This is a genomic window from Escherichia sp. XD33, from assembly GCF_019375075.1.
Taxonomy (GTDB): Bacteria; Pseudomonadota; Gammaproteobacteria; order Enterobacterales; family Enterobacteriaceae; genus Enterobacter; species Enterobacter flexneri_A.
In genome coordinates, this window is the sequence record NZ_JAENDM010000015.1 from 32,863 (window position 1) to 55,534 (window position 22,672).

A 22,672-nucleotide genomic window follows, 5' to 3' on the forward strand; every position below is an offset into this window, starting at 1 on the left:
TATACTCAGGCAATGATTACGGCTGAATCTGGAGAGATTCAGCCACTTTACCACTGACCAGGGAGCCTTATGTTCATCTCAGACGAAACGCTTCGTGTTATTCATCTGGTCGCCAGACACCAGAGCATTACCACCGCAGCCGAGCAGTTAAATAAAGTCCCTTCCGCCATCAGTTACACCATCAAGAAAGCGGAAGAGAGCCTGGGCGTTGAACTGTTCATTCGTAAGGGACGCTATATTGAATTATCGCCAGCGGGAAGTTACTTCATCGAACATAGCAAAACTATTCTTGGCGACCTGGAAGCATTAAAGCGCAACACAGTGCTGATTCACGATGGTATTGAGCGTGAACTGACAATTGCGGTAAACAATATTATTCCTGGTGATTTGCTGGTGGCATTTATTCGAGATTTTGAACGGCAATTCACATCAACAACACTGACGGTAGATCTTGAGGTATACAACGGCTGCTGGGATGCACTGTACAGTAAGCGTGCCGATCTGGTCTACGGTGCTCCTCATGCAGTGCCAAGCAGTGAAGGCATCATTAGCGAACCGGTCGGACAAATGGAATGGGATTTTGTCGTCAGCCCACTCCACCCACTGGCAGCGAAGCGGCATCCATTAGAAAACAGTGAATTGCGTCATTATCCAGCGGTTTGTATCCGCGATACCTCCGTTAACTTCCCCCCGATGCAAGCCTGGTTGTTGGAAGGACAAAAACCCATTTTTGTTCCTGACTTCGCTACGGCAATCGCCTTAATAGAACAAAACGTCGGTATTGGTTATATTCCACATCATCTGGCATTGCCGTTATTGAACAGCGGTAAATTGCTTAAAAAGCCAATGCGCGAACATAAACACGCCACCAAGTTATTTCTTGCCGCTCGTTCCGATGGTATGGGCAAAGCCTGTCAGTGGTGCATAGAATATTTAAGAAATCCGCAATTAATTTTCTGTTCCTGAAGATCCACATCATACCTGGCATACATAGCAAAATGGCTTCCGGTGTTGGAAGCCATTATTGTGCTGCAATTTACAATGACTCGTTAATACTCATCATCCCCGACGCAAATTCTGCGCCGCCTGCACCATGTTCGCCAGTGCCGCGCGGGTTTCTGGCCAGCCGCGCGTTTTCAGGCCACAGTCCGGGTTGACCCACAGACGCTCTGCCGGAATGCGTTTTGCCGCTTTCTTCAGCAAGGCTTCAATCCATTCCACGCTCGGTACGTTTGGCGAGTGAATGTCATAGACGCCAGGACCGATTTCATTTGGATAATCAAACTCTTCGAACGACTCCAGCAACTCCATGTCGGAACGCGAGGTTTCGATGGTGATGACGTCTGCGTCCAGCGCCGCAATCGAATCCATGATGTCGTTGAACTCGCAGTAACACATGTGAGTGTGGATTTGTGTGTCATCTTTCGCCACAGCGGCGTTGATACGGAAAGCCTCCACGCCCCACTGGAGATAGGCATCCCAGTCGCTGCGACGCAGTGGTAAACCTTCGCGCAATGCCGGTTCGTCAATCTGAATGATGCCAATTCCAGCGGCTTCCAGGTCCGCGACTTCATCACGCAGCGCCAGCGCAATTTGTTTGGCGATGGTTTCACGGCTGACATCTTCACGCGGGAACGACCAGCAGAGAATAGTCACCGGGCCGGTCAACATCCCTTTCACCGGTTTATCAGTCAGGGATTGCGCATATTTTGCCCACTCCACGGTAATCGGTGCCGGGCGGCTAACGTCACCAATAACAATCGGTGGCTTCACGCAGCGGGAACCGTAGCTCTGTACCCAACCGTTTTGCGTAAAGACAAAGCCATCCAGATGCTCGCCAAAGTATTCCACCATGTCATTACGCTCGGCCTCGCCATGTACCAGCACATCCAGTCCCAAACGTTCCTGCTCAACAATGGCCTGCTTGATATGTTCCGCAATGCCTGTGCGGTAGTTGTTGGCGTCGAGATTACCCTTTTTGAAATCCAGACGCAGGGTACGAATCTCCGTGGTTTGCGGGAAGGAACCAATCGTGGTGGTCGGCCACGCGGGCAGTTTAAAACGCGCACGCTGGGCTTCAGCACGCACTTCATAGACATTCGCACGCTGACTGTCCTGAGCGGTGATCGCCGCCAGACGCTTTTCTACTGCCGGATTATGTACACGAGTAGAGTGACGACGCGCCTGAATCGGAGCGCTCCACTCTGCCAGAGCTGCCGTATCACCACTGTTCAACGCATCGCGCAGCAATGCCAGTTCATGACATTTTTGCAGGGCGAAGGCAAACCAGCTTTTCACTTCTGCATCAAGACGCGTTTCCACGCTCAGGTCGATGGGGCTGTGCAGCAGTGAGCAGGAAGATGCCACCCACAAATCACGTTTGCCGACAATGTCCTTAATTTGCGCATATTTCTCGGTAAGATCGGCGCGCCAGACGTTACGACCATTGATCAGACCCACAGACAGCAGCCAGTCAGAAGGCAGACGCTTGTGCAGTTCAGCAACGTCATCTTTACCATGTACGAGATCGACATGCAGACCCTGAACAGGCAGCGCAGTAATCGTGTCGAGGTTTGGCGTTACGCCTTCAAAATAGGTGGTCAGCAGCAGTTTCACCTGTCCCTGGAGCGCGTCGTAAGCGGGTTTGTATGCGTCCAGCCACGCCTGCGGCAGTTCCAGTACCAGCGCGGGTTCATCAATCTGTACCCACTCGATGCCGCGTTTCGCCAGTTCTGCCAGCACTTGCTGATAAACCGGCAGAATGTCGTTCAGCAGGCTCAGGCGGTCAAATTGTTCACCTTTCACTTTCCCCAGCCACAGCCAGGTAACCGGCCCCAGCAGCACAGGTTTCACCTTGTGGCCCAGCGCCAGCGCCTCGTCCACTTCGTCCAGCAGCTGCGTCCAGGTCAGTTTGAACTGTTGGCCTTTAACGAACTCCGGCACCATGTAGTGATAGTTGGTGTTAAACCATTTGGTCATTTCCGCTGCCGCCGCAGGTTCGCCAGTCGGCGCACGTCCACGACCAATACGGAACAGGGTGTCGATATCTACCGAACCATCTTTGTTCTGATGACGCGCCGGAACGTTACCCAGCAGCAGACTGGTGGTCAGTACATGATCGTACCAGGCAAAATCGCCCACCGGCAGCAGGTCGATACCCGCTTGCTTTTGTTGATCCCAGTGACGAGCACGCAATTCACGCCCTACCGCCAGCAGTTCTTCACGCGTGGAGTTCCCCGCCCAATAACTTTCTTGCGCTTTTTTCAGCTCGCGACGCAGGCCAACGCGAGGGAAACCGAGGGTGTGATTCAATATTGTCATTTTTTCTTCCTCTAATTATATGTAAATCCTATGGATTTTGAATTTAGGGAAGGCGGCAAGTTTATTCATCCCCGGGAGCTTACTGAAGTAAGTGACCGGGGTGGAGAAACGCAGCCAACGCACCATAAATTTAAAAGACGAAGGATTTTAGCCGTCCAGATGTTTACACATCCATAATTGGCGGTTACTGTATATTCCTCAAGCGCAAATTATTCATGCCGAAGTGAAGGACTTTCATGATCGAAGTAAAACACCTGAAAACGCTACAAGCGTTGCGGAACTGCGGCTCGCTCGCAGCCGCTGCGGCGACGTTGCATCAGACGCAATCCGCCCTGTCTCACCAGTTTAGCGATCTGGAACAACGCCTTGGCTTCCGGCTATTTGTGCGTAAGAGCCAGCCGCTACGCTTTACACCGCAGGGAGAAATCCTGTTGCAACTGGCAAACCAGGTACTGCCGCAAATTAGCCAGGCCCTGCAAGCCTGCAATGAACCGCAGCAGACGCGTCTGCGCATTGCCATTGAGTGCCATAGCTGTATTCAGTGGCTGACACCCGCGTTAGAAAATTTCCATAAGAACTGGCCGCAGGTAGAGATGGATTTTAAATCGGGCGTGACGTTTGACCCGCAGCCCGCCTTGCAACAGGGAGAGCTGGATCTGGTAATGACGTCCGATATTCTGCCGCGCAGTGGCCTGCATTATTCGCCGATGTTCGACTATGAAGTGCGTCTGGTGTTAGCACCTGACCATCCACTGGCGGCGAAAACGCGAATTACACCGGAAGATCTCGCCAGCGAGACGCTATTAATTTATCCGGTGCAGCGTAGTCGACTGGATGTCTGGCGGCATTTTCTTCAGCCGGCAGGCGTCAGCCCGTCACTGAAAAGCGTCGATAACACCTTATTGTTGATTCAGATGGTTGCCGCGCGGATGGGTATTGCCGCGCTACCGCATTGGGTAGTAGAGAGTTTTGAGCGCCAGGGTCTGGTGGTGACCAAAACCCTGGGCGAAGGCTTGTGGAGCCGACTGTACGCCGCCGTGCGCGATGGCGAGCAGCGTCAGCCAGTTACGGAAGCGTTTATTCGCTCAGCGCGCAATCACGCCTGCGATCATCTGCCGTTTGTGAAGAGCGCGGAGCGACCCACTTACGATGCACCCACAGTGAGGCCAGGATCACCAGCGCGCCTGTAATAAACGTTGGCCAGTGCGGCTGTTGGTGCCAGATAGCCAGGTTTACCAGCAGCCCTGCCGGAACGTGCATATTATTCATAATGCCCAGCGTTCCGGCGTCCACCTGCGTCGCGCCGTAGTTCCACATAAAGTAGCCAATCCCGGAAGCCACCACGCCAAGAAACACCAGAATGCCCCATTGCAGCGTGGTTTGCGGCATTTTCTGCGCATTTCCCAGCAAGAACCATGCAATCACTGCCACCAGAAACGCGCCAAGATAGAACCACGCAAAGGCGTTATGCTGTGGCATCGGGCGAGTTTCCATCAGGCGTTTGTAACCCACCATGCCAATGGCAAAAGTGATATTGGAGAGTTGCACCAGCAGCAAGCCAGTCCAGAAATGGTCGGTGACCTGATCATAGCGAATAATCCCGGCACCAATCACCGCCAGCAAGGCGCTAAAGGCATAGCCCCAGCGCAGACGGCGCTTACTCATGATGTCATAAATCAGCGTGATGTAGAGCGGCGTCAGCACGGTGAACAGCAGCAGCTCGGAAACCGTCAGGTAGAGATAAGCGCGGAAACTCAGCATATACATCACGCCAAGCTGCATCGCGCCCACCAGCATATACAGGCCGACCGTTTTCAGGCTATTGCCACGGGTACGCAGAAACGGCAGAAAAACGAGTGCCGCCAGGCCAACACGCACCAGCACCGCAAAATAGCTATCGACGTGCCCCGCAAGGTACTCGCCATAAAAGCTAAAGGAGAAGGCCCACAGAATCGTGGTGATGATAAGTAGCGCCACAATGGAAAACTCTTTGATTAACGAGGATCCATTGTAGCGAAGTATCTGGTTGACAACTGACCAAATAAAGAACGATTACGATAAATAGAGTTTACGCAGATAATGCGGCACCGCGTCTTCGGCGTTAGTACCAATCACTTCCAGCTCCGGATGCAGATCTTTCAGCCGTTGATGCGCGCTGCCCATAATGCAGCCTTTCCCCGCCATCGACAGCATTTCGGCATCGTTCATCCCGTCACCAAACGCAATACAATCCTTCAGGCTGTAGCCCAGTTTCTTCGCCACCGCTTCCAGCGCATGGCCTTTTGAAACGCCGCCCGCCATCACTTCCAGACAGGTTAAGGTAGAGAAACTGACGTTGACGCGATCGCCCCAACGAGCGTTAATCGCCTGCTCCAGCGGCAGCAGTTGTTCATGGGAATCGCAGGTGAAGAACACTTTGCTGACGCCTTCCGGCTCCAGTAATCCAGGCTCATACAGCGCATATTTGAACACCGCTTCTTTAAAAAAGCGCATCTCTTCCGGGCGATGGCGATTCATAAACCATTCGTCGTCGCGATAAACGTTAGTAATGATGTCCGGATTGTCGTTGACTACGCCAAACAGATCGCTGGCAATGTCGCGATCCAGGTTATGAGCAAAAATCAGATTGCCATCCAGATCGTGAACGCGCGCGCCATTGGAGGTAATCATGTAAGACTTAATCTCCAGATTATCGCGAATTTGCCCCACATCAACGTGGTGACGACCGGTCGCAAACACAAAGTTGATGCCGCGCGCGGTGAGCAGCTTCAGAGTTTCTTTGGCGTAAGGGGATAACGTATGGTCGGGAGAAAGTAACGTGCCATCTAAATCAGACGCAACAACCTGGTACATAAGAAATTTAAACCTCTGTAGAGCGGTTTCCGCTGGGTGAGTTATGCCTGTTGAAAAAATCAACGATGGCGTGGAGCGCGACTGAGCGCATTGCGTCCTTTTCAAAAAGGATCTCATGGTAAGCACCTTTAATTACCAACGGCCGTCCTCCTTCGACAGGATGGCCCGCGGCGGTGCGGAGTTCACAAAAACGGTCATGCATGCGGTTATCCACCACGCGTTCCTCTTCAGCCTGCAAGAGAAGCGTTGGCGTGGCGTCATCACCCGCACCGGCTAACACCTGTTCGCCAGCCAGAATACTTTCGCGTACCCAATGGTAGGTCGGCCCACCGACGCGAATCGTTGGGTCATCAGCATAGAAGCGTAAGTTACGTCGATATCGCTGTCTGCTGTGGGTCAGTACGTTGATAGCAAACGGCAACGCGCGCCAGCGCCCGGTGCCTATTGCATAGCCATCACGGAAACGTGGATGCGCTTCGGCCCAGTTGAGGATCTGCCGTGCCATAAATGACGGCATACGAATCACGATCCCAAACATTGGCGCAGTTAGCGCAATGGCGTCACATACACCTGGATGGCGTTGCAGAAATAATGTGGAGATCGCACCGCCCATCGAATGTGCCAGTATATAGCGTTTACGCCACGGACCGGGCTGAACCTCCTGCTGCCAGAATGCCGCCAGATCATCAACATAATCATTAAAGCGATTAACATGCCCGAGATGCGGATCGGCTAACAGGCGACCGGAACGTCCCTGCCCGCGATGGTCGATGATTAAGACATCAAACCCCAAATGGAACAGGTCATAGGCCAGTTCCGCATATTTTACGTAGCTCTCAATACGCCCCGGGCAGATGACTACCACCCGGTCATGGTGCTGTGCGCGAAAACGGACAAAGCGCACCGGAATGTCATCCACACCAGTAAACTCTGCTTCATCACGCTGACGCCAGAAATCAGTCAGCGGTCCCATGGTAAAAGCAGCAAACGCGTTTTCTCTTGTTTCCCAGTCTTTTTGCTGCTGAAACATCGGGTAATCTGCCTCTTAAACCACGTAAAATCGTTTTTTTTAGCGTGCCTGACACAACGCTGCGACAGTAGCGTATTGTGGCACAAAAATAGACACACCGGGAGTTCATCATGACCTTAGAATGGTGGTTTGCCTACCTGCTGACATCGATCATTTTAAGCCTGTCGCCAGGCTCTGGTGCAATCAACACTATGACCACCTCGCTCAACCACGGTTATCGCGGCGCGGTGGCGTCTATTGCTGGGCTTCAGACCGGACTGGCGATTCATATTGTGCTGGTTGGCGTGGGGTTGGGGACGCTATTTTCCCGCTCAGTGATTGCGTTTGAAGTGTTGAAGTGGGCAGGCGCGGCTTACTTGATTTGGCTGGGAATCCAGCAGTGGCGCGCCGCTGGTGCAATTGACCTTAAATCGCTGGCCTCTACTCAATCGCGTCGACATTTGTTCCAGCGCGCAGTTTTTGTGAATCTCACCAATCCCAAAAGTATTGTGTTTCTGGCGGCGCTATTTCCGCAATTCATCATGCCGCAACAGCCGCAACTGATGCAGTATATCGTGCTCGGCGTCACCACTATTGTGGTCGATATTATTGTGATGATCGGTTACGCCACCCTTGCTCAACGGATTGCTCTATGGATTAAAGGACCAAAGCAGATGAAGGCGCTGAATAAGATTTTCGGCTCGTTGTTTATGCTGGTGGGAGCGCTGTTAGCATCGGCGAGGCATGCGTGAAAAATAATGTCGGATGCGGCGTAAACGCCTTATCCGACTTACTCTGAAGACGCGTCTGGCATCACCGCGAAATAATCAAATGAATGCCAAATCCGGCAAATAACGCCCCGGCAAAACCATCAATCCACTTCGCCAGACGTTGATAACCACGGCGCATTTGCGGCAGGGCAAACAGGCTGGCAACGACGGTAAACCACGCCAGCGTTTCGACAATGATCAGCGCAAAAATGCCCCAGCGCGCGGTAGTGCCAACGTTATCACCGACAAACAATGAGAACACCGAGCCAAAGTAGATAATCGCTTTCGGATTAGCGAGATTGGTCAGTAAACCTTTCAGGAAACTGCGCCCACTTTTCGCCAGCTCGACCTGTGGCGCAGGTGCAGAAACCGCCTCTTTTTTCAGTGCACCGCGTAGCATCTGGTAACCCATCCAGCAGAGATACAGGCCACCGCCCACCATAATCAGCGTATGCAGCCAGGCCATTTTTTCGATAATCAAATGCAGGCCAAGCAGCGCAATCCCAGCCCAAACCATTACGCCGCAGGTAATGCCCAGCACGCCCATCATCGCTTCTTTACGGGAACGACTGACAGCGGTCTGAGAGACAAAAAAGAAATCGGGACCGGGGCTCATAAGCGCCACAATGTGCACCATGGCGACGGTGAGAAATAACATCAACATACATTTGACTCGCGGGGGAAACGTTTACGGAGTCTTCATACTGGCACTTTTTTATGCTGCTGACTACTCTTCGTCATCGCCATCAACATGCGCACGAATCAGCGCCATAAACGGTTTGCCAAAGCGTTCCAGCTTGCGCATCCCAACGCCGTTAACGCTGAGCATTTCGCTGGCGGTGATCGGCATCTGTTCAGCCATCTCAATCAAGGTTGCGTCGTTAAACACCACGTACGGCGGGACATTACTTTCATCGGCTATCGATTTACGCAGTTTGCGTAATTTGGCGAACAGTTTGCGATCATAGTTGCCGCCGAACGATTTCTGCATCGCTTTCGGTTTGAGCGCCACGATACGCGGCACGGCAAGTTGCAAAGAGGATTCGCCGCGCAGCACCGGGCGCGCGGCCTCTGTCAGTTGTAGGGCAGAATGCTGGGCAATATTTTGCGTCACCAGGCCGAGGTGAATCAGCTGGCGGATCACGCTCACCCAATGTTCATGGCTTTTATCACGGCCCATGCCATAGACTTTCAGTTTGTCATGACCATAGTCGCGGATACGCTGGTTATTAGCACCACGAATCACTTCCACCACATAACCCATCCCAAACCGCTGATTCACACGACCAATGGTGGAAAGGGCAATCTGAGCATCGGTTGAACCGTCGTACTGTTTCGGCGGATCGAGGCAGATATCGCAGTTCCCGCACGGCTCCTGACGCCCTTCGCCAAAATAGTTCAGCAATACCAGACGACGGCAAGTTTGCGCTTCGGCAAACGCGCCCATCGCATTGAGTTTGTGGCGCTCGATATCCTGCAACTGCCCCTGCGGCTTCTCTTCCAGACAACGGCGCAGCCACGCCATATCAGCCGGATCGTAAAACAGCATCGCTTCCGCGGGCAGGCCATCACGCCCGGCGCGTCCGGTTTCCTGATAATAGGATTCGATATTGCGCGGAATATCAAAGTGGACCACGAAGCGAACGTTTGGTTTATTGATGCCCATGCCGAACGCCACCGTCGCCACCACAATTTGCAGGTCATCGCGCTGGAATTTTTCCTGCACATCGGCGCGAACATTATTTTCCAGCCCGGCATGATAGGCCGCCGCGCTAATTCCCTTGCTTTGCAGGCGCGCAGCGGTGTCTTCTACTTTCGCGCGGCTGTTGCAGTAGATAATGCCTGACTTACCGCGCTGTTCCTGCACGTAGCGCATCAACTGATCGAGCGGTTTGAACTTCTCCATCAGCATGTAGCGAATATTCGGACGGTCAAAACTGCTGATTTGAATCAGCGGATCGTTCAGCCCCAGCAGGCGCACGATATCCTGGCGCGTGGTGTCGTCGGCTGTGGCGGTCAGCGCCATAAACGGCAGCGTCGGGAACCGCTGGCGCAACTGACCGAGCGCGGCATATTCCGGGCGGAAATCGTGGCCCCATTGGGAGATACAGTGCGCTTCATCGACGGCTAATAACACCGGATTCCAGTGCGCCAGATGCTCAAGAAAGTTATCCAGCATCAGGCGTTCCGGGGCGATATACAGTAAGCGAATTTGCCCGGTGCGGCAGCCTGTCATCACTTCAAGTTGCTGTTCGCGGGTTTGCGTCGAGTTAAGGCACGCCGCCGCCACGCCGTTGGCTTGCAGTTGATCCACCTGATCTTTCATCAACGAAATCAGCGGTGAAACAACCACGGTAAGGCCGTTTAGCAATAAGGCAGGAATTTGATAGCAAAGGGATTTTCCGCCACCGGTGGGCATGACGACCAGGCAATCGCGACCGGAAAGCACAGTGTCGATAATTTCTTCCTGGCCGGGGCGAAACTGTTGGTAGCCAAAGGTTTCTTGTAAAACCTGTTTAGCTCCGGACTCCAGATTCAACACTTCCGCCTGCGCCACATTCACCCCGATTGCCTGAAATAAAAACAGGCGCTATTTTCAGCGCCTGCGCGAGAAACTGCAATGCTTTTAGTCTCTGAGAGGGTAATCCTGGATGCTGGGTTCCAGATTTGCCAACCACTCAACCGTTCATCAAAACAAATCGTTTAGCATAACCCCCACACCGACACGGGTCTGGTTGAAGTTATAGTCGATGAGCGATTCGCCATAGCCGCTGTAAACCTGAGTATAAAGGCGCACATGTTTGGTGATCGGGTAACTTAAGCCTAACTCCGCGCCGCCGTAGCCGGTGTTCCAGTTGTACTGTCCTTTCGCACTGAGCACCGCATCACCGAGGTAATAGCCGATTTTAAGCTGGTAGTAACCCATATATTTGGTGATATCCGGGTTATCGTCAGTATTACCCACCACATACCACGGCTTCACTTCTACCAGCCAGTTACCGTTTTCTGCCATCAGGCGAGTATAAAGGCGGTTCCAGCTGCGGGAGGTCGGGTCGGAACGCCCGTTAGAGTCGTGGTTATACCCCATCTCCACATCGCGCAGCGTCCAACCTGCAAAACGGTAATCGGTGGCAAAACCGAGGAACAATTGCGGTTCGTAGTTGGTTTCACGAAACGGTGAAGACTCTTCGCTATTGGACAGTTGCCACCAGGATTTTTGCGTATAAGACGCACCCAACACCGAGTTCGGGCCTAAAATCCCACGCCACAGCGGAAATGCCAGGCTCAACTGAAACTTTACTTCATCCTTACGCGCATTTTCCGCCCAGTCGTAACTGGCAATCGCTTCTTTATTCAGATCGCTGGTTTGGGTGTAAATGAGGTAGTTGGTGTCATAAGGATAGAGCGTGAACGGATTGTCATGCTCCTGCAGCATATTGGCGATAATACTGCCACGCACCGCTGGCGCGTCATGCACCTCTTTCACCGTTGCCTCTTGTGCATATACTGCCATAGGCAACATAAACACCGGCAACAACCAGCCCTGCAGAGTCCGCATCGGTCGTGTTCTCCGTAACGAATTATTGATAAGGTGAATATTTTTCTGCGGGCTATTTTACATACTTAACTCCATAGCCGTTAGTTATCCCTTCCTAAAGTAGAAACCAACAACAAAGAAGCATAAAATCAACATTTCATTAACCAATGAAGTGTAAGGATGATATGTCTGCCGTACTGACCGCTGAACAAGCCCTGAAATTAGTGGGTGAGATGTTTGTTTATCACATGCCATTTAACCGCGCATTGGGGATGGAACTGGAGCGTTACGAAAAAGAGTTCGCACAGCTGGCCTTTAAAAATCAGCCAATGATGGTGGGCAACTGGGCGCAAAGCATTTTGCACGGCGGGGTCATTGCGTCGGCGCTGGATGTCGCCGCCGGTCTGGTGTGCGTGGGAAGTACCTTAACCCGCCACGAAACCATCAGTGAAGATGAACTACGCCAGCGGCTATCGCGGATGGGGACCATTGATCTTCGCGTTGATTATCTGCGCCCAGGCAGGGGCGAGCGTTTTACTGCTACTAGTAGCCTGTTGCGTGCAGGCAATAAAGTCGCCGTCGCCCGCGTTGAATTACACAATGAAGAACAGCTTTATATTGCCAGTGCCACCGCCACCTATATGGTAGGTTGAAGACATAAAAGCAGGTAAACTGTTGTTACCAATTAAAAATGAGTATTCCCGATGGATGCAAAACAAACGCGGCAGGGCGTATTACTCGCTCTTGCCGCTTATTTTATTTGGGGTATAGCGCCAGCGTACTTCAAGTTGATTTACTACGTGCCCGCCGATGAAATCCTGACGCATCGCGTGATCTGGTCGTTTTTCTTTATGGTGGTGCTGATGAGCATTTGCCGCCAGTGGTCCTATTTAAAAACGCTGATTCAGACGCCACAGAAAATTTTTATGCTGGCAGTCTCTGCCGTGCTGATTGGTGGCAACTGGCTACTGTTTATCTGGGCGGTGAACAATCACCATATGCTGGAAGCGAGCCTTGGTTACTTTATTAACCCGCTGGTGAACATTGTGCTGGGGATGATTTTCCTCGGCGAGCGATTCCGCCGGATGCAATGGCTGGCGGTGATTCTGGCGATATGTGGCGTGTTAGTCCAGCTGTGGACTTTTGGTTCGCTACCTATTATCGCGCTGGGACTGGCATTTAGTTTTGCCTTCTACGGTCTGGTACGCAAGAAGATTGCCGTTGAAGCGCAAACCGGCATGTTAATCGAAACCATGTGGCTGCTGCCCGTGGCGGCAATTTACCTGTTTGCTATTGCCGACAGCTCAACCAGCCATATGGGGCAAAACCCGATGTCGCTGAATTTACTGCTGATCGCCGCCGGTATTGTCACTACCGTACCGCTGTTGTGTTTTACCGCCGCTGCCACGCGCTTGCGTCTCTCAACGTTAGGCTTTTTCCAGTACATTGGCCCGACGCTGATGTTCCTGCTGGCTGTGACGTTTTATGGTGAAAAACCGGGTGCCGATAAGATGGTGACTTTCGCCTTTATTTGGGTGGCGCTGGCAATTTTTGTGATGGATGCGATTTATACGCAGCGTAGAACGTCCAAATAAAAAATAAATATATTCTGAAAAAATATGCCGACTCTTGCATGAGAGTGGGCATATTGCCATGCTGACCGAAGACTCATACAAGGATGTAAAATTTATGTTACGTATATTTATCCCAACATCTAACGGTAAGATTTCCAGACGTCGTTATATATTTTCATTTATTTTAATAAATTTCATTTTTGCCTTTCTTATTATCTTTTTTAACGATGGAGAAGCAGGCTTTCTTGTTATAGTCTCTACCATCGTACTCCATTATCTCGTCATCAACATGAATTGCCAGCGACTCCGTGATAGTGGTTTCATCTATATAAAAACTTATGTTTTTGGTACATTAGCAGTATATATCATCTCTATCATCACAATGATAGCCGAAGATTTTGCCTGTTCAGGCAATGGTTCGATGATTTTTTTGATTTGTTATTTTTCCACTTTCAGTATGCTAATGCTTGCACCTACTGATTCATCAAAACAATAGTTATGGAGTATTTATGAGTAAGGAATATATGAACGATGGTTCATTAAGTGAAAAATGGAAATACCGATTTAATTTTTATGATCAACATGGTTTTCCTGGATTCTGGGGGGCAACACCAGAATATAAAGCAGCATTTAAAGCATTAAAAGTAAGACAACGCTTAACTATTCAAATGAATTTCATTGCTTTCTTCTGTTCCTGGATATATTTATTTGTCCTGGGGTTATGGAAAAAAGCAATTATAGTTCTATTACTTGGTATTCTATCTCTATTTGTTGGTGCACTAATTGGCGTTAACATTCTGGGAATTGCCGTAGCAGCCTATGTTGCTGTTAACACGAACAAATGGTTCTATGAGAAAGAGGTAAAAGGGTTAAATACCTGGAGCCTTTGAATAACAGGTGGCTTAGCCAGACTAAGCCACCGCTCTCGTTTTTTACAACCAGTTCTTCCGCTTAAAGTACAGATACGGTGCCAGGCCCGCGAGGATCATAAAGATAATCGCGCCAGGGTAGCCGAAGCTCCACTTCAGTTCTGGCATAAACTCAAAGTTCATGCCATAGCTGGAAGCAACGAGCGTCGGCGGCAGGAATACCACGGATACCACCGAGAAGATTTTGATGATGCGGTTCTGCTCGATGTTGATAAAACCCATTGCCGCCTGCATCAGGAAGTTCACCTTCTGGAACAGGGATTCGTTATGCGGCAGCAGGGATTCGATATCTCGCAGGATTTCACGCGCCTGCTCCAGTTGCCCACCCGGTAAACGCGCTTTACGCACCAGGAAGTTGAGCGCGCGCTGGGTATCCATCAGACACAGGCGAACTTTCCAGCCGATATCTTCCAGTTCCGCCAGAGTGGAGAGCGCCTCGTCGTACTCATCGCCCTGATGCCCTTCCATAATCACCCGGCTCAACTGCTCCAGGTCGCTATAGATATTTTCAATTTCATCTGCCAACTGTTCGATTTTGGTTTCGAACAGATCCAGCAGCAACTCGTAGGCGTTACCGTCTACCATCGACTGGCTACGGGCACGCATACGATACAGACGAAAAGCGGGCAGTTCACGCTCACGCAGAGTAAACAGACGACCATCACGGATGGTAAATGCCACAGTGGAGTTACCGGCGTGATCTTCCGCATCTTCAAAGAAGAAGAAGGAGTGAATATGCAGGCCGTCGTCGTCTTCAAAGAAACGTGCCGATGCTTCGATGTCTTCCAGTTCCGGGCGGGTTGCCAGGCTCTGGCCAAGTTCAGATTGTACGCGCAGTCGCTCGTCGTCGTCCGGTTCGACAAGATCAATCCATACTGCATTTACAAGGGGTTGTGACTCTTCGACTTCCAGCCGGGTCAGTCGGTTATTTTCCAGTTGAAATGCGCTCAGCATGACCGGGACTCCCAATGCTTAAAATATCGGACAGTTCGGTGGGCACACAGAAACAAATTGGGTTTCAGACCATTAAACAGCCTGACTCAGCGCGACGGGAAAAATTGAGGTCGCTGACAACCGCTAAGGCTATCAGCAAAAAGGGATAGCCTTAGGAGTTGATCCTGGATGACAGGATAGTGAGCCAGTATCTACTGGGTGTGTCCAAGGCGAATGTCCTCTTAGAGTGATCGTGCGCGCATGTTACGCCAGCAAAATTTTGCCGTCAACACGCAACAGAACACCACAGAACAATAGTTGAACTTCGCGCTTTTTGGTACTCGTCAAGGTCGCTAACAGGATAAAAAAATCCCACATCCAGGACCTATAATGGCGCATCAGCTACTCATTGGTAAAGGAATGATCACCTTGAATCTCAAACGGATTTTTCTCGCCCTCACCTTACTTCCCTTGTTTGCTGTTGCCGCTGATGATTGCGCACTCTCAGATCCGACGCTGACCGTACAGGCGTATACCGTTAATCCTCAAACAGAGCGGGTGAAAATGTACTGGCAAAAAGCCAATGGCGAAGCGTGGGGAACGTTACATGCTCTGCTGGCGGATATTAATAGTCAGGGTCAGGTGCAGATGGCGATGAACGGCGGCATCTATGATGAAAGCTATGCGCCGCTCGGTTTGTACATCGAAAACGGTCAGCAGAAGGTGGCGTTAAATCTCGCTTCAGGTGAAGGGAATTTCTTTATCCGTCCTGGCGGCGTGTTTTATGTCGCGGGAGATAAAGTCGGCATCGTTCGTCTGGATGCCTTCAAAACCAGTAAAGAGATTCAGTTTGCGGTGCAGTCAGGGCCAATGTTGATGGAAAACGGTGTAATTAATCCGCGTATTCATCCCAACGTCGCCTCAAGCAAAATTCGTAACGGTGTTGGGATTAATAAACATGGGAACGCCGTGTTTTTGTTGAGCCAGCAGGCAACAAATTTTTATGATTTTGCCTGTTATGCCAAAGCGAAACTGAACGTTGAGCAGCTGCTTTATCTTGATGGCACGATTTCACATATGTATATGAAAGGCGGGGCAATCCCGTGGCAACGCTATCCTTTTGTCACCATGATTTCCGTCGAGCGGAAAGGTTAAAACGATAGTTTTGTGTCAGATACTGAAGATGGCGCAGATGCCGGATGCGGCGTAAACGCCCTATCCGGCCTACATGACGTTGCAATTTATTGAATCTGAATGATTTTTTAGGCCAAATAAGGTGCGCAGCACCGCATCCGGCAACGTTACACCGACTCCAGCCGGGCGTATGCCGCCACCAGCCATTTAATACCCTGGCCCTGAAATGCCACCTGCAAACGGCTATGCTCACCGCTGCCTTCCATATTGACAATGGTGCCTTCACCAAACTTAGCGTGGCGTACGCGCTGGCCGAGCTTGTAGCCGCTGTCGTTCTCGACCATCGGCGTACCCATCCGCTGATGGCTGACCGGGCGGCTTACCGTGGCGCGCAGGCGCACCTCTTCCACACACTCTTCCGGCAGCTCGCCGATAAAGCGCGACGGGCGATGGTAAACCTCTTTACCATACAGACGGCGGGTTTCCGCGTAGGTCAGCGTCAGTTTCTGCATCGCGCGGGTTACGCCAACGTAGGCCAGACGGCGTTCTTCTTCCAGACGCCCGCCTTCATCCAGCGACATCTGGCTTGGGAACATGCCCTCTTCCATACCAACGATAAACACCTGCGGGAACTCCAGGCCTTTCGCCGAGTGTAGCGTCATCAACTGCACCGCATCCTGCCAGGTATCCGCCTGCCCTTCACCTGCTTCCAGTGCCGCATGGGAGAGGAACGCCTGCAGCGGCATTAAATCTTCGTCTTCTTCGTTGTAGCTGAACTGGCGCGTTGCCGTCACCAGTTCCTCTAAGTTTTCGATACGCGTCTGACCTTTTTCGCCCTTCTCCTGCTCATACATGGTACGCAGGCCGGAGTCTTTAATTACCCGGTCAGTCTGTACATGCAGCGGCATATCGGCAGTTTCCTGCGCTAAGGCGTCGATTAATTCCATAAATCGCTGCAAGGCGCTGGCAGCTCGCCCGGCAAGGGCTTTTTCCTGCAACAGCTCACGACATGCCTGCCAGAGTGTTAACTGGCGATCGCGCGATGTCTGACGTACCACGTCCAGCGTCCGGTCACCAATACCCCGCGTTGGCGTATTCACCACACGCTCAAAGGCCGCGTCGTCGTTGCGGTTGGCAATCAGGCGCAGATACGAGAGCGCATCTTTGATTTCCTGGCGTTCGAAGAAGCGCATCCCGCCGTAAATACGGTACGGCATACTGGCCTGCAATAACGCCTCTTCGAGCACCCGCGACTGGGCGTTGCTGCGGTAGAGAATGGCGCACTCGGCAAGCGCTCCGCCGTTGTCCTGCCAGGTTTTGATGCGGTTAACCACAAAACGCGCTTCATCGAGTTCGTTAAAAGCGCAATAGAGGGAAATAGGCTCACCGTCCGCGCCATCGGTCCACAGTTTTTTACCCAGACGCCCGTTATTGTTTTCAATCAGGGCGTTAGCGGCGCTCAGAATATTGCTGGTAGAGCGGTAGTTTTGCTCCAGACGAATAGTTTCGGCACCGGGGAAATCATTAAGGAAACGCTGAATATTCTCCACCTGCGCCCCGCGCCAGCCGTAGATTGACTGGTCGTCATCACCGACGATCATCACTTTGCCGGTGTCGCCCGCCAGCAGGCGGATCCACGCGTACTGAATGTTGTTGGTATCCTGGAATTCGTCCACCAGGATATTGGTAAAACGTTCGCGGTAGTGTTGCAGGATATGCGGCTTGTTAAGCCACAACTCGTGAGCGCGCAGCAGCAGCTCGGCGAAGTCCACCAGGCCCGCGCGGTCACACGCTTCCTGATACGCCTGATACACCTTCTGCCAGGTCTGCTCCACCGGATTACCGTAGCTTTGAATATGATGCGGACGCAGGCCTTCATCTTTCTGGCTGTTGATGTACCACATTGCCTGCCGCGGCGGCCACTGCTTCTCGTCGAGGTTCATGGCTTTGATCAGACGCTTAAGCAGGCGTAGCTGGTCTTCACTGTCGAGGATCTGGAAATCCTGCGGCAGATTGGCGTCCATATGGTGCGCACGCAGCAAACGGTGCGCCAGCCCGTGGAAGGTGCCGACCCACATACCGCCCTGGCTCGTGCCCATCAGTTGCCCGATACGATGACGCATCTCCGCCGCCGCTTTGTTGGTAAACGTCACCGCCATAATCGAGTATGGCGAGCAGTTTTCCACGCTCATCAACCAGGCGATACGATGCACCAGTACGCGCGTCTTACCACTGCCCGCGCCCGCCAGCACCAGAAGGTTGCTGCGTGGCGCGGCCACCGCTTCGCGCTGTTTGTCATTAAGGCTGTCGAGCAGGTAAGAAACGTCCATTGGCACCGCCGCGTAAAAATAGGTTGGGCGGAGAAGCGCAACGCCCTCCGCCAAAAAGCTGGGTATATATACAGATTTGCTGATTATATCAGCGAGGTCAGAGATGCCAACCGGGAAATTTCCAGATGCGGCAGTAAACGGCTGTCCCAGGTTTGCATCAGATCGCCATTTTCCGGTCTGATCCAACAAGCCTGCATTCCGCTGCGAATTGCCCCACCCACGTCAGTGGTGAGATCGTCCCCAACATGTAAGATCTCGCCGATCGGCACGTTGAGTTTTTCCGCAGCCAAAAAGTACATATCGCTGAACGGTTTTGAGCGCCCGTGCGGGCCAGCGCGCAGCACAAACTCAAAATAATCCCCCAAACCAAACAGCTCCGGCTGGGCGTTACCGTTGGTGATCGCCACCAGCGGCCATTTCTTCGCCAGCTGTTTTAAGGTGTCGTGAGTTTGCTGCGGGACGTCGATTCGGCTGCGCCATTTGGCAAAGTTGATCATTGCTGCGTGTGCGCCTGCACTGGCTTCTTCGGCACTCAGCCCGGCGTCGAGCATCGCTTGTTCAATCGAACGAAAACGCCAGCGCGTCACGTCGTGATAAATCTCGGGTTCCGCTTCCCGTACCGCCTGGCGCAGGCGTTGCAGATCTTCATTCTGGAAGCTGCGCAGCGCCGGATGATAATTTTGCACAAAGGTAAGCGCCTCTCGCTCGGTGCGCAAAATCACCGGACGGTTATCGTAAAGGGTATCATCCAGGTCAAAGGTGAGCGCCGAGATGCGCCCCAAAGGCCGGTAAAAACGCATTATTTCCCCCGTTTGGCGCGTGGATGCGCCGCATCGTACACCGAGGCAAGGTGTTGAAAATCAAGATGAGTATAGATTTGCGTGGTGGAGAGGTTGGCATGACCCAGCAGCTCCTGCACACCACGAAGATCGCCGCTCGACTCCAGCATATGCGTGGCGAACGAGTGACGTAATTTATGCGGATGAACGTGATTATTCAGCCCTTGTTTTATGCCCCATTCGGCAAAGCGTTTCTGCACATTACGCGCGGAGATACGCTTGCCCAGTTTCGACAGAAAAAGCGCGTCGTCTTCGCTACCAAACAGGTCGCGCAAATCAAGCCAGTGCTCAATCCACGCCACAGCGTTGCGACCAATCGGCAGGCGGCGCTCTTTGCTGCCTTTCCCCATAACCCACACTTCACCAGACTCCAGGTCGAGGTGTTTAATATCCAGCCCCACCAGCTCAGAAAGACGCAGACCCGCGCCGTACATCACTTCCAGCATTGCACGGTCGCGTACAGCGAGGGGATCATTGATATCAATATCCAGCAGCCGATTCATATCGTCGACGTCGATGTTTTTCGGCAGATGACGCGGCGCTTTCGGTGCCGAAACACCTTTCGCCGGGTTAGCTTTGAGTTCGTTCTGGCTGACCAGCCAGTCAAAAAAGCTACGTAGCGCAGAAAGCCGTAACGCCAGACTTGCTGCTCCCAGCCCTTTACGGCGACTGCGTACAGCAAAATTGCGCACCATCGTCACATCACATTGCTGCCAGCTTTGCAGGCCGTTTTCGCTGGCAAAATTGATGATCGCCTCAAGCTGACGCTGGTAGTTAAGCAGGGTTATCGGGCTAAGCTGGCGCTCCACGCTCAGATAACGTAGGTAGCGTTCTACATCGGTGTGTAAATCGGTCATACGCGTTCAATCCAACGCTCCAGAAGCTCCGGCAACATCAGCGCAATTTCATGAAGTAACTGCGTTCCTTGCCCTTGTTGATAGTGACTGGCATCGCGACTGGTAAACAGCACGACACCCAAATCAGCATCGCTTCCCAGCATCGACATCGCCACCGATCCCACCGCTTTCGCTTCCGGTAGCACCACCAGCAGCTCTGGTCCGTTAAGCGGCCCAAGATAGTGCTGTTCCTGCCCCAAACGCTGAATACGCAGCGGTTCGAAAGACTGACGGCTTAATGCCAGATGAGTGTGGTTCGACGGCGCACCTAAGCGCCAGCGATCCGGAAACAGGCGCAGACTCGCACCTGCCAGGCCGAGATCGCGCGCCCAGCGGTGAAAGCGCATCAGCATATCGTCGAGACTGCTGGCGGCGGTGAGACTGCGCTGCAGGTAGAGTAGGCGATAAAACAGGCCTTCGTTGGCGATAGCCTGTTCCATCAACAGCGCCATGTTCTCTTCCAGAACATGAATATGATTACGTGCGCGGGCCATGTGCCACTCGACCAACGAAACGGTGCCGCGTACCGGATGCGGCACACGTATCGCTTCTACTGCGCGCGCATTACGGATAAAAAACTCAGGATTTTTAATCAGATAATCGACAACCGCCCGGTCATCAAGCTCCGTGAGTGTTTCCTGCAGTTCTTCCCCTGGTTGCTTCATAGATGAATAAATCCGTCGTAGACATGTACCGCCGGGCCAGTCATATATAACGGGTGACCCGGACCTTTCCAGGCGATATCAAGACGACCGCCGGGGAGTTCCACGCGTACTTCTTCGGCCAGCAAACCTTGCTGAATCCCTACTGCAACCGCCGCACACGCGCCGCTGCCGCAGGCCTGGGTTTCTCCTGCCCCACGCTCATAAACGCGTAAACGAATATGCTCGCGCTTAACCACTTGCATAAAACCGATATTGGCGCGCTCCGGAAAACGCTCGTGGCTTTCCAGAACAGGACCAAGCGTTTCTACCGCCGCGGTATCGACATCATCGACCTGAATCACGCAATGCGGATTTCCCATCGACACCACGCCGCATAAGATTGTCTGCTCGGCGGCGCGCATAATATAGGTCTTTTCCGCTTTGTTAGCGCGAAACGGCACGGCGGAAGGTTCGAAGTTGGGTTCGCCCATATTTACGCGGACCAGATCATCATCGGTGACGGTCAGAACCATCCGCCCGTTGGCGGTGCTGACGCGGATATCACGCTTATTGGTCAGTCCTTTCAGACGCACAAAACGGGCAAAGCAGCGCGCACCGTTGCCGCACTGCGCCACTTCACTGCCATCAGCATTGAAAATGCGATAGTGAAAATCCAGTTCAGGATCATACGGCGGCTCAACCACCAGCAGTTGGTCAAACCCTACCCCCAGGTGCCGATCAGCCAGGCGACGAATCAGCTCCGGTGAAAAAAAGACATTCTGCGTTACCGCGTCGACGACCATAAAATCGTTGCCAAGGCCATGCATTTTCGAGAACTGCATCATTTACTCCAATCACGCGGGTACAGAAACTGACTTTTAGTAATTCACCTGGGATGGACCATCGCCAGTGGCGCGATCGTTTTTATCCGGCACCGTGGATTGCGTTTGCGTCTCTACCGGTTTGGTCGGCGGCGGTGCGTTTTTATCTGCAGGCGGGAAATAGAGCGGACCTTTCAGACCGCAGCCCGTCAGGCTGAAGAGAGTAAGTAATACAGTGAGTGCCTTAAACACGTTTTTCATTATGGATTGCCTGTAAAGTTCATCGCTTTCTGCTTTCTATCATCGCAGGAGAAGACGTAAAAGCAAGCGTTTAGCGACTCTTTATGAAGTCTGAAAAGTGAGGAAATGCTGCGAGTATAACGCTTACTCGTGGGGATTTATGTTTTGCTGGTAGTTTCGTGATCGGCACCTCGCGCCAGGATGGCTTTATGCACTATCGCAATGTGGTTTGTTTGTTGTCTTTTTTAGTTCCGTCAGCGTGAGGATGCTCGCTCGGTAAACCTGATCATAATGTTTACCAGAAACAGGGAAAGACGTGGTGTAACTGCGCCCTAATGAAGAGACAAATCTTTCGCTACACAGAGACATCATTATTCCGGTGACGGATGAATCGTGCCGGAACGCAGCCGCAGAGGTGCAAACTTTGAAGCCCTGACCCCATGCCGCTATACTGCCGCCATCACTTAAAAACAGGATACAACAATGAACGACAGTGAATTTCATCGCCTGGCTGATCAACTCTGGCTGACCATTGAAGAACGCCTGGACGACTGGGATGGCGACAGCGATATCGACTGCGAAATCAACGGCGGCGTACTGACCATTACCTTTGAGAATGGCAGCAAAATCATTATCAACCGCCAGGAGCCGCTGCACCAGGTATGGCTGGCAACCAAACAGGGCGGCTACCATTTTGACCTGAAAGGCGATGAGTGGATTTGTGATCGCAGCGGCGAAACCTTCTGGGATTTGCTGGAACAGGCGGCGACGCAGCAGGCGGGTGAAACAGTCAGTTTCCGCTAAGATTGCATGCCGGATAAGCCTCGCTTTCCGGCACGTT

At 52.2% G+C, this 22,672-nt stretch carries 24 protein-coding genes and 1 pseudogene; 10 read left to right on the top strand and 15 right to left on the bottom strand.

What is annotated here, in order from left to right:
- Positions 1-69 precede the first annotated feature (69 nt).
- Positions 70-966, top strand: coding sequence for a LysR substrate-binding domain-containing protein (locus tag K0778_RS11115; RefSeq protein ID WP_000470717.1), 897 nt, complete (start codon positions 70-72; stop codon positions 964-966).
- A 93-nt stretch (positions 967-1,059) separates the two neighbouring features.
- Here the strand turns inward: K0778_RS11115 and metE are convergent, their stop codons facing one another.
- The gene (gene metE / locus K0778_RS11120; protein WP_063084687.1) at positions 1,060-3,321 is read right to left on the bottom strand and encodes a 5-methyltetrahydropteroyltriglutamate--homocysteine S-methyltransferase; all 2,262 of its coding nucleotides are present in this window, start codon (positions 3,319-3,321) and stop codon (positions 1,060-1,062) included.
- A gap of 236 nt (positions 3,322-3,557) precedes the next feature.
- On the opposite strand from metE, the gene metR reads away from it, so the two are divergent.
- Complete coding sequence (metR, locus tag K0778_RS11125; RefSeq protein WP_000573621.1) at positions 3,558-4,511, top strand: HTH-type transcriptional regulator MetR; 954 nt, start codon at positions 3,558-3,560, stop codon at positions 4,509-4,511.
- Here the strand turns inward: metR and bioP are convergent.
- The 3 genes from bioP to pldB all read right to left on the bottom strand — a co-directional run bounded on the left by bioP (position 4,399) and on the right by pldB (position 7,204).
- Positions 4,399-5,298, bottom strand: a complete 900-nt coding sequence (bioP, locus tag K0778_RS11130) for a biotin transporter (RefSeq protein ID WP_001196238.1) — start codon at positions 5,296-5,298, stop codon at positions 4,399-4,401. The two genes, metR and bioP, sit on opposite strands and share 113 nt — an antisense overlap.
- Positions 5,299-5,373: 75 nt before the next feature.
- A complete protein-coding gene (gene yigL / locus K0778_RS11135) occupies positions 5,374-6,174 on the bottom strand; it encodes a sugar/pyridoxal phosphate phosphatase YigL (protein ID WP_000285353.1) in 801 nt (266 codons plus the stop codon).
- A 7-nt stretch (positions 6,175-6,181) separates the two neighbouring features.
- Entirely contained in the window at positions 6,182-7,204 is a 1,023-nt protein-coding gene (pldB, locus tag K0778_RS11140; protein ID WP_000487654.1) for a lysophospholipase L2, read from the bottom strand.
- Between the two features lie 110 nt (positions 7,205-7,314).
- On the opposite strand from pldB, the gene rhtB reads away from it, so the two are divergent.
- Positions 7,315-7,935 (top strand): homoserine/homoserine lactone efflux protein, encoded by a 621-nt coding sequence (gene rhtB, locus K0778_RS11145; RefSeq protein ID WP_000171710.1) that lies wholly within the window; start codon positions 7,315-7,317, stop codon positions 7,933-7,935.
- 61 nt (positions 7,936-7,996) lie between these two features.
- Here the strand turns inward: rhtB and rhtC are convergent, their stop codons facing one another.
- The 3 genes from rhtC to pldA form a co-directional block, all read right to left on the bottom strand.
- A complete protein-coding gene (gene rhtC / locus K0778_RS11150) occupies positions 7,997-8,617 on the bottom strand; it encodes a threonine export protein RhtC (RefSeq protein ID WP_000928824.1) in 621 nt (206 codons plus the stop codon).
- A 63-nt stretch (positions 8,618-8,680) separates the two neighbouring features.
- Positions 8,681-10,510: an ATP-dependent DNA helicase RecQ gene (recQ, locus tag K0778_RS11155; RefSeq protein WP_000035581.1), complete on the bottom strand. Its 1,830-nt coding sequence runs from the start codon at positions 10,508-10,510 to the stop codon at positions 8,681-8,683.
- A gap of 132 nt (positions 10,511-10,642) precedes the next feature.
- Positions 10,643-11,512 (bottom strand): phospholipase A, encoded by an 870-nt coding sequence (gene pldA, locus K0778_RS11160; protein WP_063084685.1) that lies wholly within the window; start codon positions 11,510-11,512, stop codon positions 10,643-10,645.
- Between the two features lie 164 nt (positions 11,513-11,676).
- Between pldA and yigI the strand changes: the two genes are divergently transcribed.
- The 4 genes from yigI (at position 11,677) to K0778_RS11180 (ending at position 13,955) form a co-directional block, all read left to right on the top strand.
- Complete coding sequence (gene yigI, locus K0778_RS11165) at positions 11,677-12,144, top strand: acyl-CoA thioesterase YigI (protein ID WP_001277142.1); 468 nt, start codon at positions 11,677-11,679, stop codon at positions 12,142-12,144.
- 51 nt (positions 12,145-12,195) lie between these two features.
- Positions 12,196-13,086 (top strand): EamA family transporter RarD, encoded by an 891-nt coding sequence (rarD, locus tag K0778_RS11170; protein WP_000339104.1) that lies wholly within the window; start codon positions 12,196-12,198, stop codon positions 13,084-13,086.
- Positions 13,087-13,180: 94 nt separating this feature from the next.
- The gene (gene yigG, locus K0778_RS11175) at positions 13,181-13,561 is read left to right on the top strand and encodes a protein YigG (RefSeq protein WP_000944218.1); all 381 of its coding nucleotides are present in this window, start codon (positions 13,181-13,183) and stop codon (positions 13,559-13,561) included.
- 13 nt (positions 13,562-13,574) lie between these two features.
- On the top strand, positions 13,575-13,955 hold the full coding sequence (locus K0778_RS11180; protein ID WP_000032581.1) for a DUF2628 domain-containing protein: 381 nt from the start codon (positions 13,575-13,577) through the stop codon (positions 13,953-13,955).
- 42 nt (positions 13,956-13,997) lie between these two features.
- Here K0778_RS11180 and corA read toward each other — a convergent pair whose 3' ends face one another.
- The gene (corA, locus tag K0778_RS11185; protein WP_000947159.1) at positions 13,998-14,948 is read right to left on the bottom strand and encodes a magnesium/cobalt transporter CorA; all 951 of its coding nucleotides are present in this window, start codon (positions 14,946-14,948) and stop codon (positions 13,998-14,000) included.
- A 151-nt stretch (positions 14,949-15,099) separates the two neighbouring features.
- Positions 15,100-15,156 (bottom strand): protein YsgD, encoded by a 57-nt coding sequence (gene ysgD, locus K0778_RS11190; RefSeq protein WP_211180520.1) that lies wholly within the window; start codon positions 15,154-15,156, stop codon positions 15,100-15,102.
- 161 nt (positions 15,157-15,317) lie between these two features.
- Between ysgD and K0778_RS11195 the strand changes: the two genes are divergently transcribed.
- On the top strand, positions 15,318-16,082 hold the full coding sequence (locus K0778_RS11195; RefSeq protein ID WP_000951133.1) for a phosphodiester glycosidase family protein: 765 nt from the start codon (positions 15,318-15,320) through the stop codon (positions 16,080-16,082).
- 146 nt (positions 16,083-16,228) lie between these two features.
- Here K0778_RS11195 and uvrD read toward each other — a convergent pair whose 3' ends face one another.
- The 6 genes from uvrD to K0778_RS11225 form a co-directional block, all read right to left on the bottom strand.
- Complete coding sequence (gene uvrD, locus K0778_RS11200) at positions 16,229-18,391, bottom strand: DNA helicase II (protein ID WP_000383406.1); 2,163 nt, start codon at positions 18,389-18,391, stop codon at positions 16,229-16,231.
- 83 nt (positions 18,392-18,474) lie between these two features.
- Positions 18,475-19,191, bottom strand: a complete 717-nt coding sequence (gene yigB / locus K0778_RS11205; RefSeq protein ID WP_001213584.1) for a 5-amino-6-(5-phospho-D-ribitylamino)uracil phosphatase YigB — start codon at positions 19,189-19,191, stop codon at positions 18,475-18,477.
- Positions 19,191-20,087 carry a tyrosine recombinase XerC gene (gene xerC / locus K0778_RS11210; protein WP_000130691.1) on the bottom strand — a complete coding sequence of 299 codons (897 nt, stop codon included), beginning with the start codon at positions 20,085-20,087 and terminating at the stop codon, positions 19,191-19,193. Before xerC ends, yigB begins: the two co-directional genes overlap by 1 nt.
- A complete protein-coding gene (locus tag K0778_RS11215) occupies positions 20,084-20,791 on the bottom strand; it encodes a DUF484 domain-containing protein (protein WP_000812796.1) in 708 nt (235 codons plus the stop codon). Before K0778_RS11215 ends, xerC begins: the two co-directional genes overlap by 4 nt.
- Positions 20,788-21,612 (bottom strand): diaminopimelate epimerase, encoded by an 825-nt coding sequence (dapF, locus tag K0778_RS11220; protein ID WP_001160654.1) that lies wholly within the window; start codon positions 21,610-21,612, stop codon positions 20,788-20,790. Before dapF ends, K0778_RS11215 begins: the two co-directional genes overlap by 4 nt.
- A gap of 36 nt (positions 21,613-21,648) precedes the next feature.
- Positions 21,649-21,852, bottom strand: coding sequence for a lipoprotein (locus K0778_RS11225; protein ID WP_000799889.1), 204 nt, complete (start codon positions 21,850-21,852; stop codon positions 21,649-21,651).
- Positions 21,853-22,010: 158 nt separating this feature from the next.
- On the opposite strand from K0778_RS11225, the pseudogene K0778_RS28505 reads away from it, so the two are divergent.
- Positions 22,011-22,189 (top strand): annotated as a pseudogene (locus tag K0778_RS28505) (DKNYY family protein); the annotation flags it as partial.
- Positions 22,190-22,314: 125 nt separating this feature from the next.
- A complete protein-coding gene (gene cyaY, locus K0778_RS11230) occupies positions 22,315-22,635 on the top strand; it encodes an iron donor protein CyaY (protein ID WP_000999947.1) in 321 nt (106 codons plus the stop codon).
- Positions 22,636-22,672: the final 37 nt, after the last annotated feature.

What these genes read in the sequence shown, in the direction of transcription:
- yigI (WP_001277142.1), top strand. Translation starts at nt 11,677, where the DNA reads ATGTCTGCCGTACTGACCGCTGAACAAGCCCTGAAATTAGTGGGTGAG.
- pldA (WP_063084685.1), bottom strand. Translation starts at nt 11,512, where the DNA reads ATGCGGACTCTGCAGGGCTGGTTGTTGCCGGTGTTTATGTTGCCTATG.
- K0778_RS11215 (WP_000812796.1), bottom strand. Translation starts at nt 20,791, where the DNA reads ATGAAGCAACCAGGGGAAGAACTGCAGGAAACACTCACGGAGCTTGAT.
- dapF (WP_001160654.1), bottom strand. Translation starts at nt 21,612, where the DNA reads ATGCAGTTCTCGAAAATGCATGGCCTTGGCAACGATTTTATGGTCGTC.
- rhtB (WP_000171710.1), top strand. Translation starts at nt 7,315, where the DNA reads ATGACCTTAGAATGGTGGTTTGCCTACCTGCTGACATCGATCATTTTA.
- metE (WP_063084687.1), bottom strand. Translation starts at nt 3,321, where the DNA reads ATGACAATATTGAATCACACCCTCGGTTTCCCTCGCGTTGGCCTGCGT.
- K0778_RS11225 (WP_000799889.1), bottom strand. Translation starts at nt 21,852, where the DNA reads ATGAAAAACGTGTTTAAGGCACTCACTGTATTACTTACTCTCTTCAGC.
- yigL (WP_000285353.1), bottom strand. Translation starts at nt 6,174, where the DNA reads ATGTACCAGGTTGTTGCGTCTGATTTAGATGGCACGTTACTTTCTCCC.
- rhtC (WP_000928824.1), bottom strand. Translation starts at nt 8,617, where the DNA reads ATGTTGATGTTATTTCTCACCGTCGCCATGGTGCACATTGTGGCGCTT.
- pldB (WP_000487654.1), bottom strand. Translation starts at nt 7,204, where the DNA reads ATGTTTCAGCAGCAAAAAGACTGGGAAACAAGAGAAAACGCGTTTGCT.
- cyaY (WP_000999947.1), top strand. Translation starts at nt 22,315, where the DNA reads ATGAACGACAGTGAATTTCATCGCCTGGCTGATCAACTCTGGCTGACC.
- corA (WP_000947159.1), bottom strand. Translation starts at nt 14,948, where the DNA reads ATGCTGAGCGCATTTCAACTGGAAAATAACCGACTGACCCGGCTGGAA.
- yigG (WP_000944218.1), top strand. Translation starts at nt 13,181, where the DNA reads ATGTTACGTATATTTATCCCAACATCTAACGGTAAGATTTCCAGACGT.
- K0778_RS11115 (WP_000470717.1), top strand. Translation starts at nt 70, where the DNA reads ATGTTCATCTCAGACGAAACGCTTCGTGTTATTCATCTGGTCGCCAGA.
- metR (WP_000573621.1), top strand. Translation starts at nt 3,558, where the DNA reads ATGATCGAAGTAAAACACCTGAAAACGCTACAAGCGTTGCGGAACTGC.
- xerC (WP_000130691.1), bottom strand. Translation starts at nt 20,087, where the DNA reads ATGACCGATTTACACACCGATGTAGAACGCTACCTACGTTATCTGAGC.
- K0778_RS11195 (WP_000951133.1), top strand. Translation starts at nt 15,318, where the DNA reads ATGGCGCATCAGCTACTCATTGGTAAAGGAATGATCACCTTGAATCTC.
- K0778_RS11180 (WP_000032581.1), top strand. Translation starts at nt 13,575, where the DNA reads ATGAGTAAGGAATATATGAACGATGGTTCATTAAGTGAAAAATGGAAA.
- yigB (WP_001213584.1), bottom strand. Translation starts at nt 19,191, where the DNA reads ATGCGTTTTTACCGGCCTTTGGGGCGCATCTCGGCGCTCACCTTTGAC.
- rarD (WP_000339104.1), top strand. Translation starts at nt 12,196, where the DNA reads ATGGATGCAAAACAAACGCGGCAGGGCGTATTACTCGCTCTTGCCGCT.
- uvrD (WP_000383406.1), bottom strand. Translation starts at nt 18,391, where the DNA reads ATGGACGTTTCTTACCTGCTCGACAGCCTTAATGACAAACAGCGCGAA.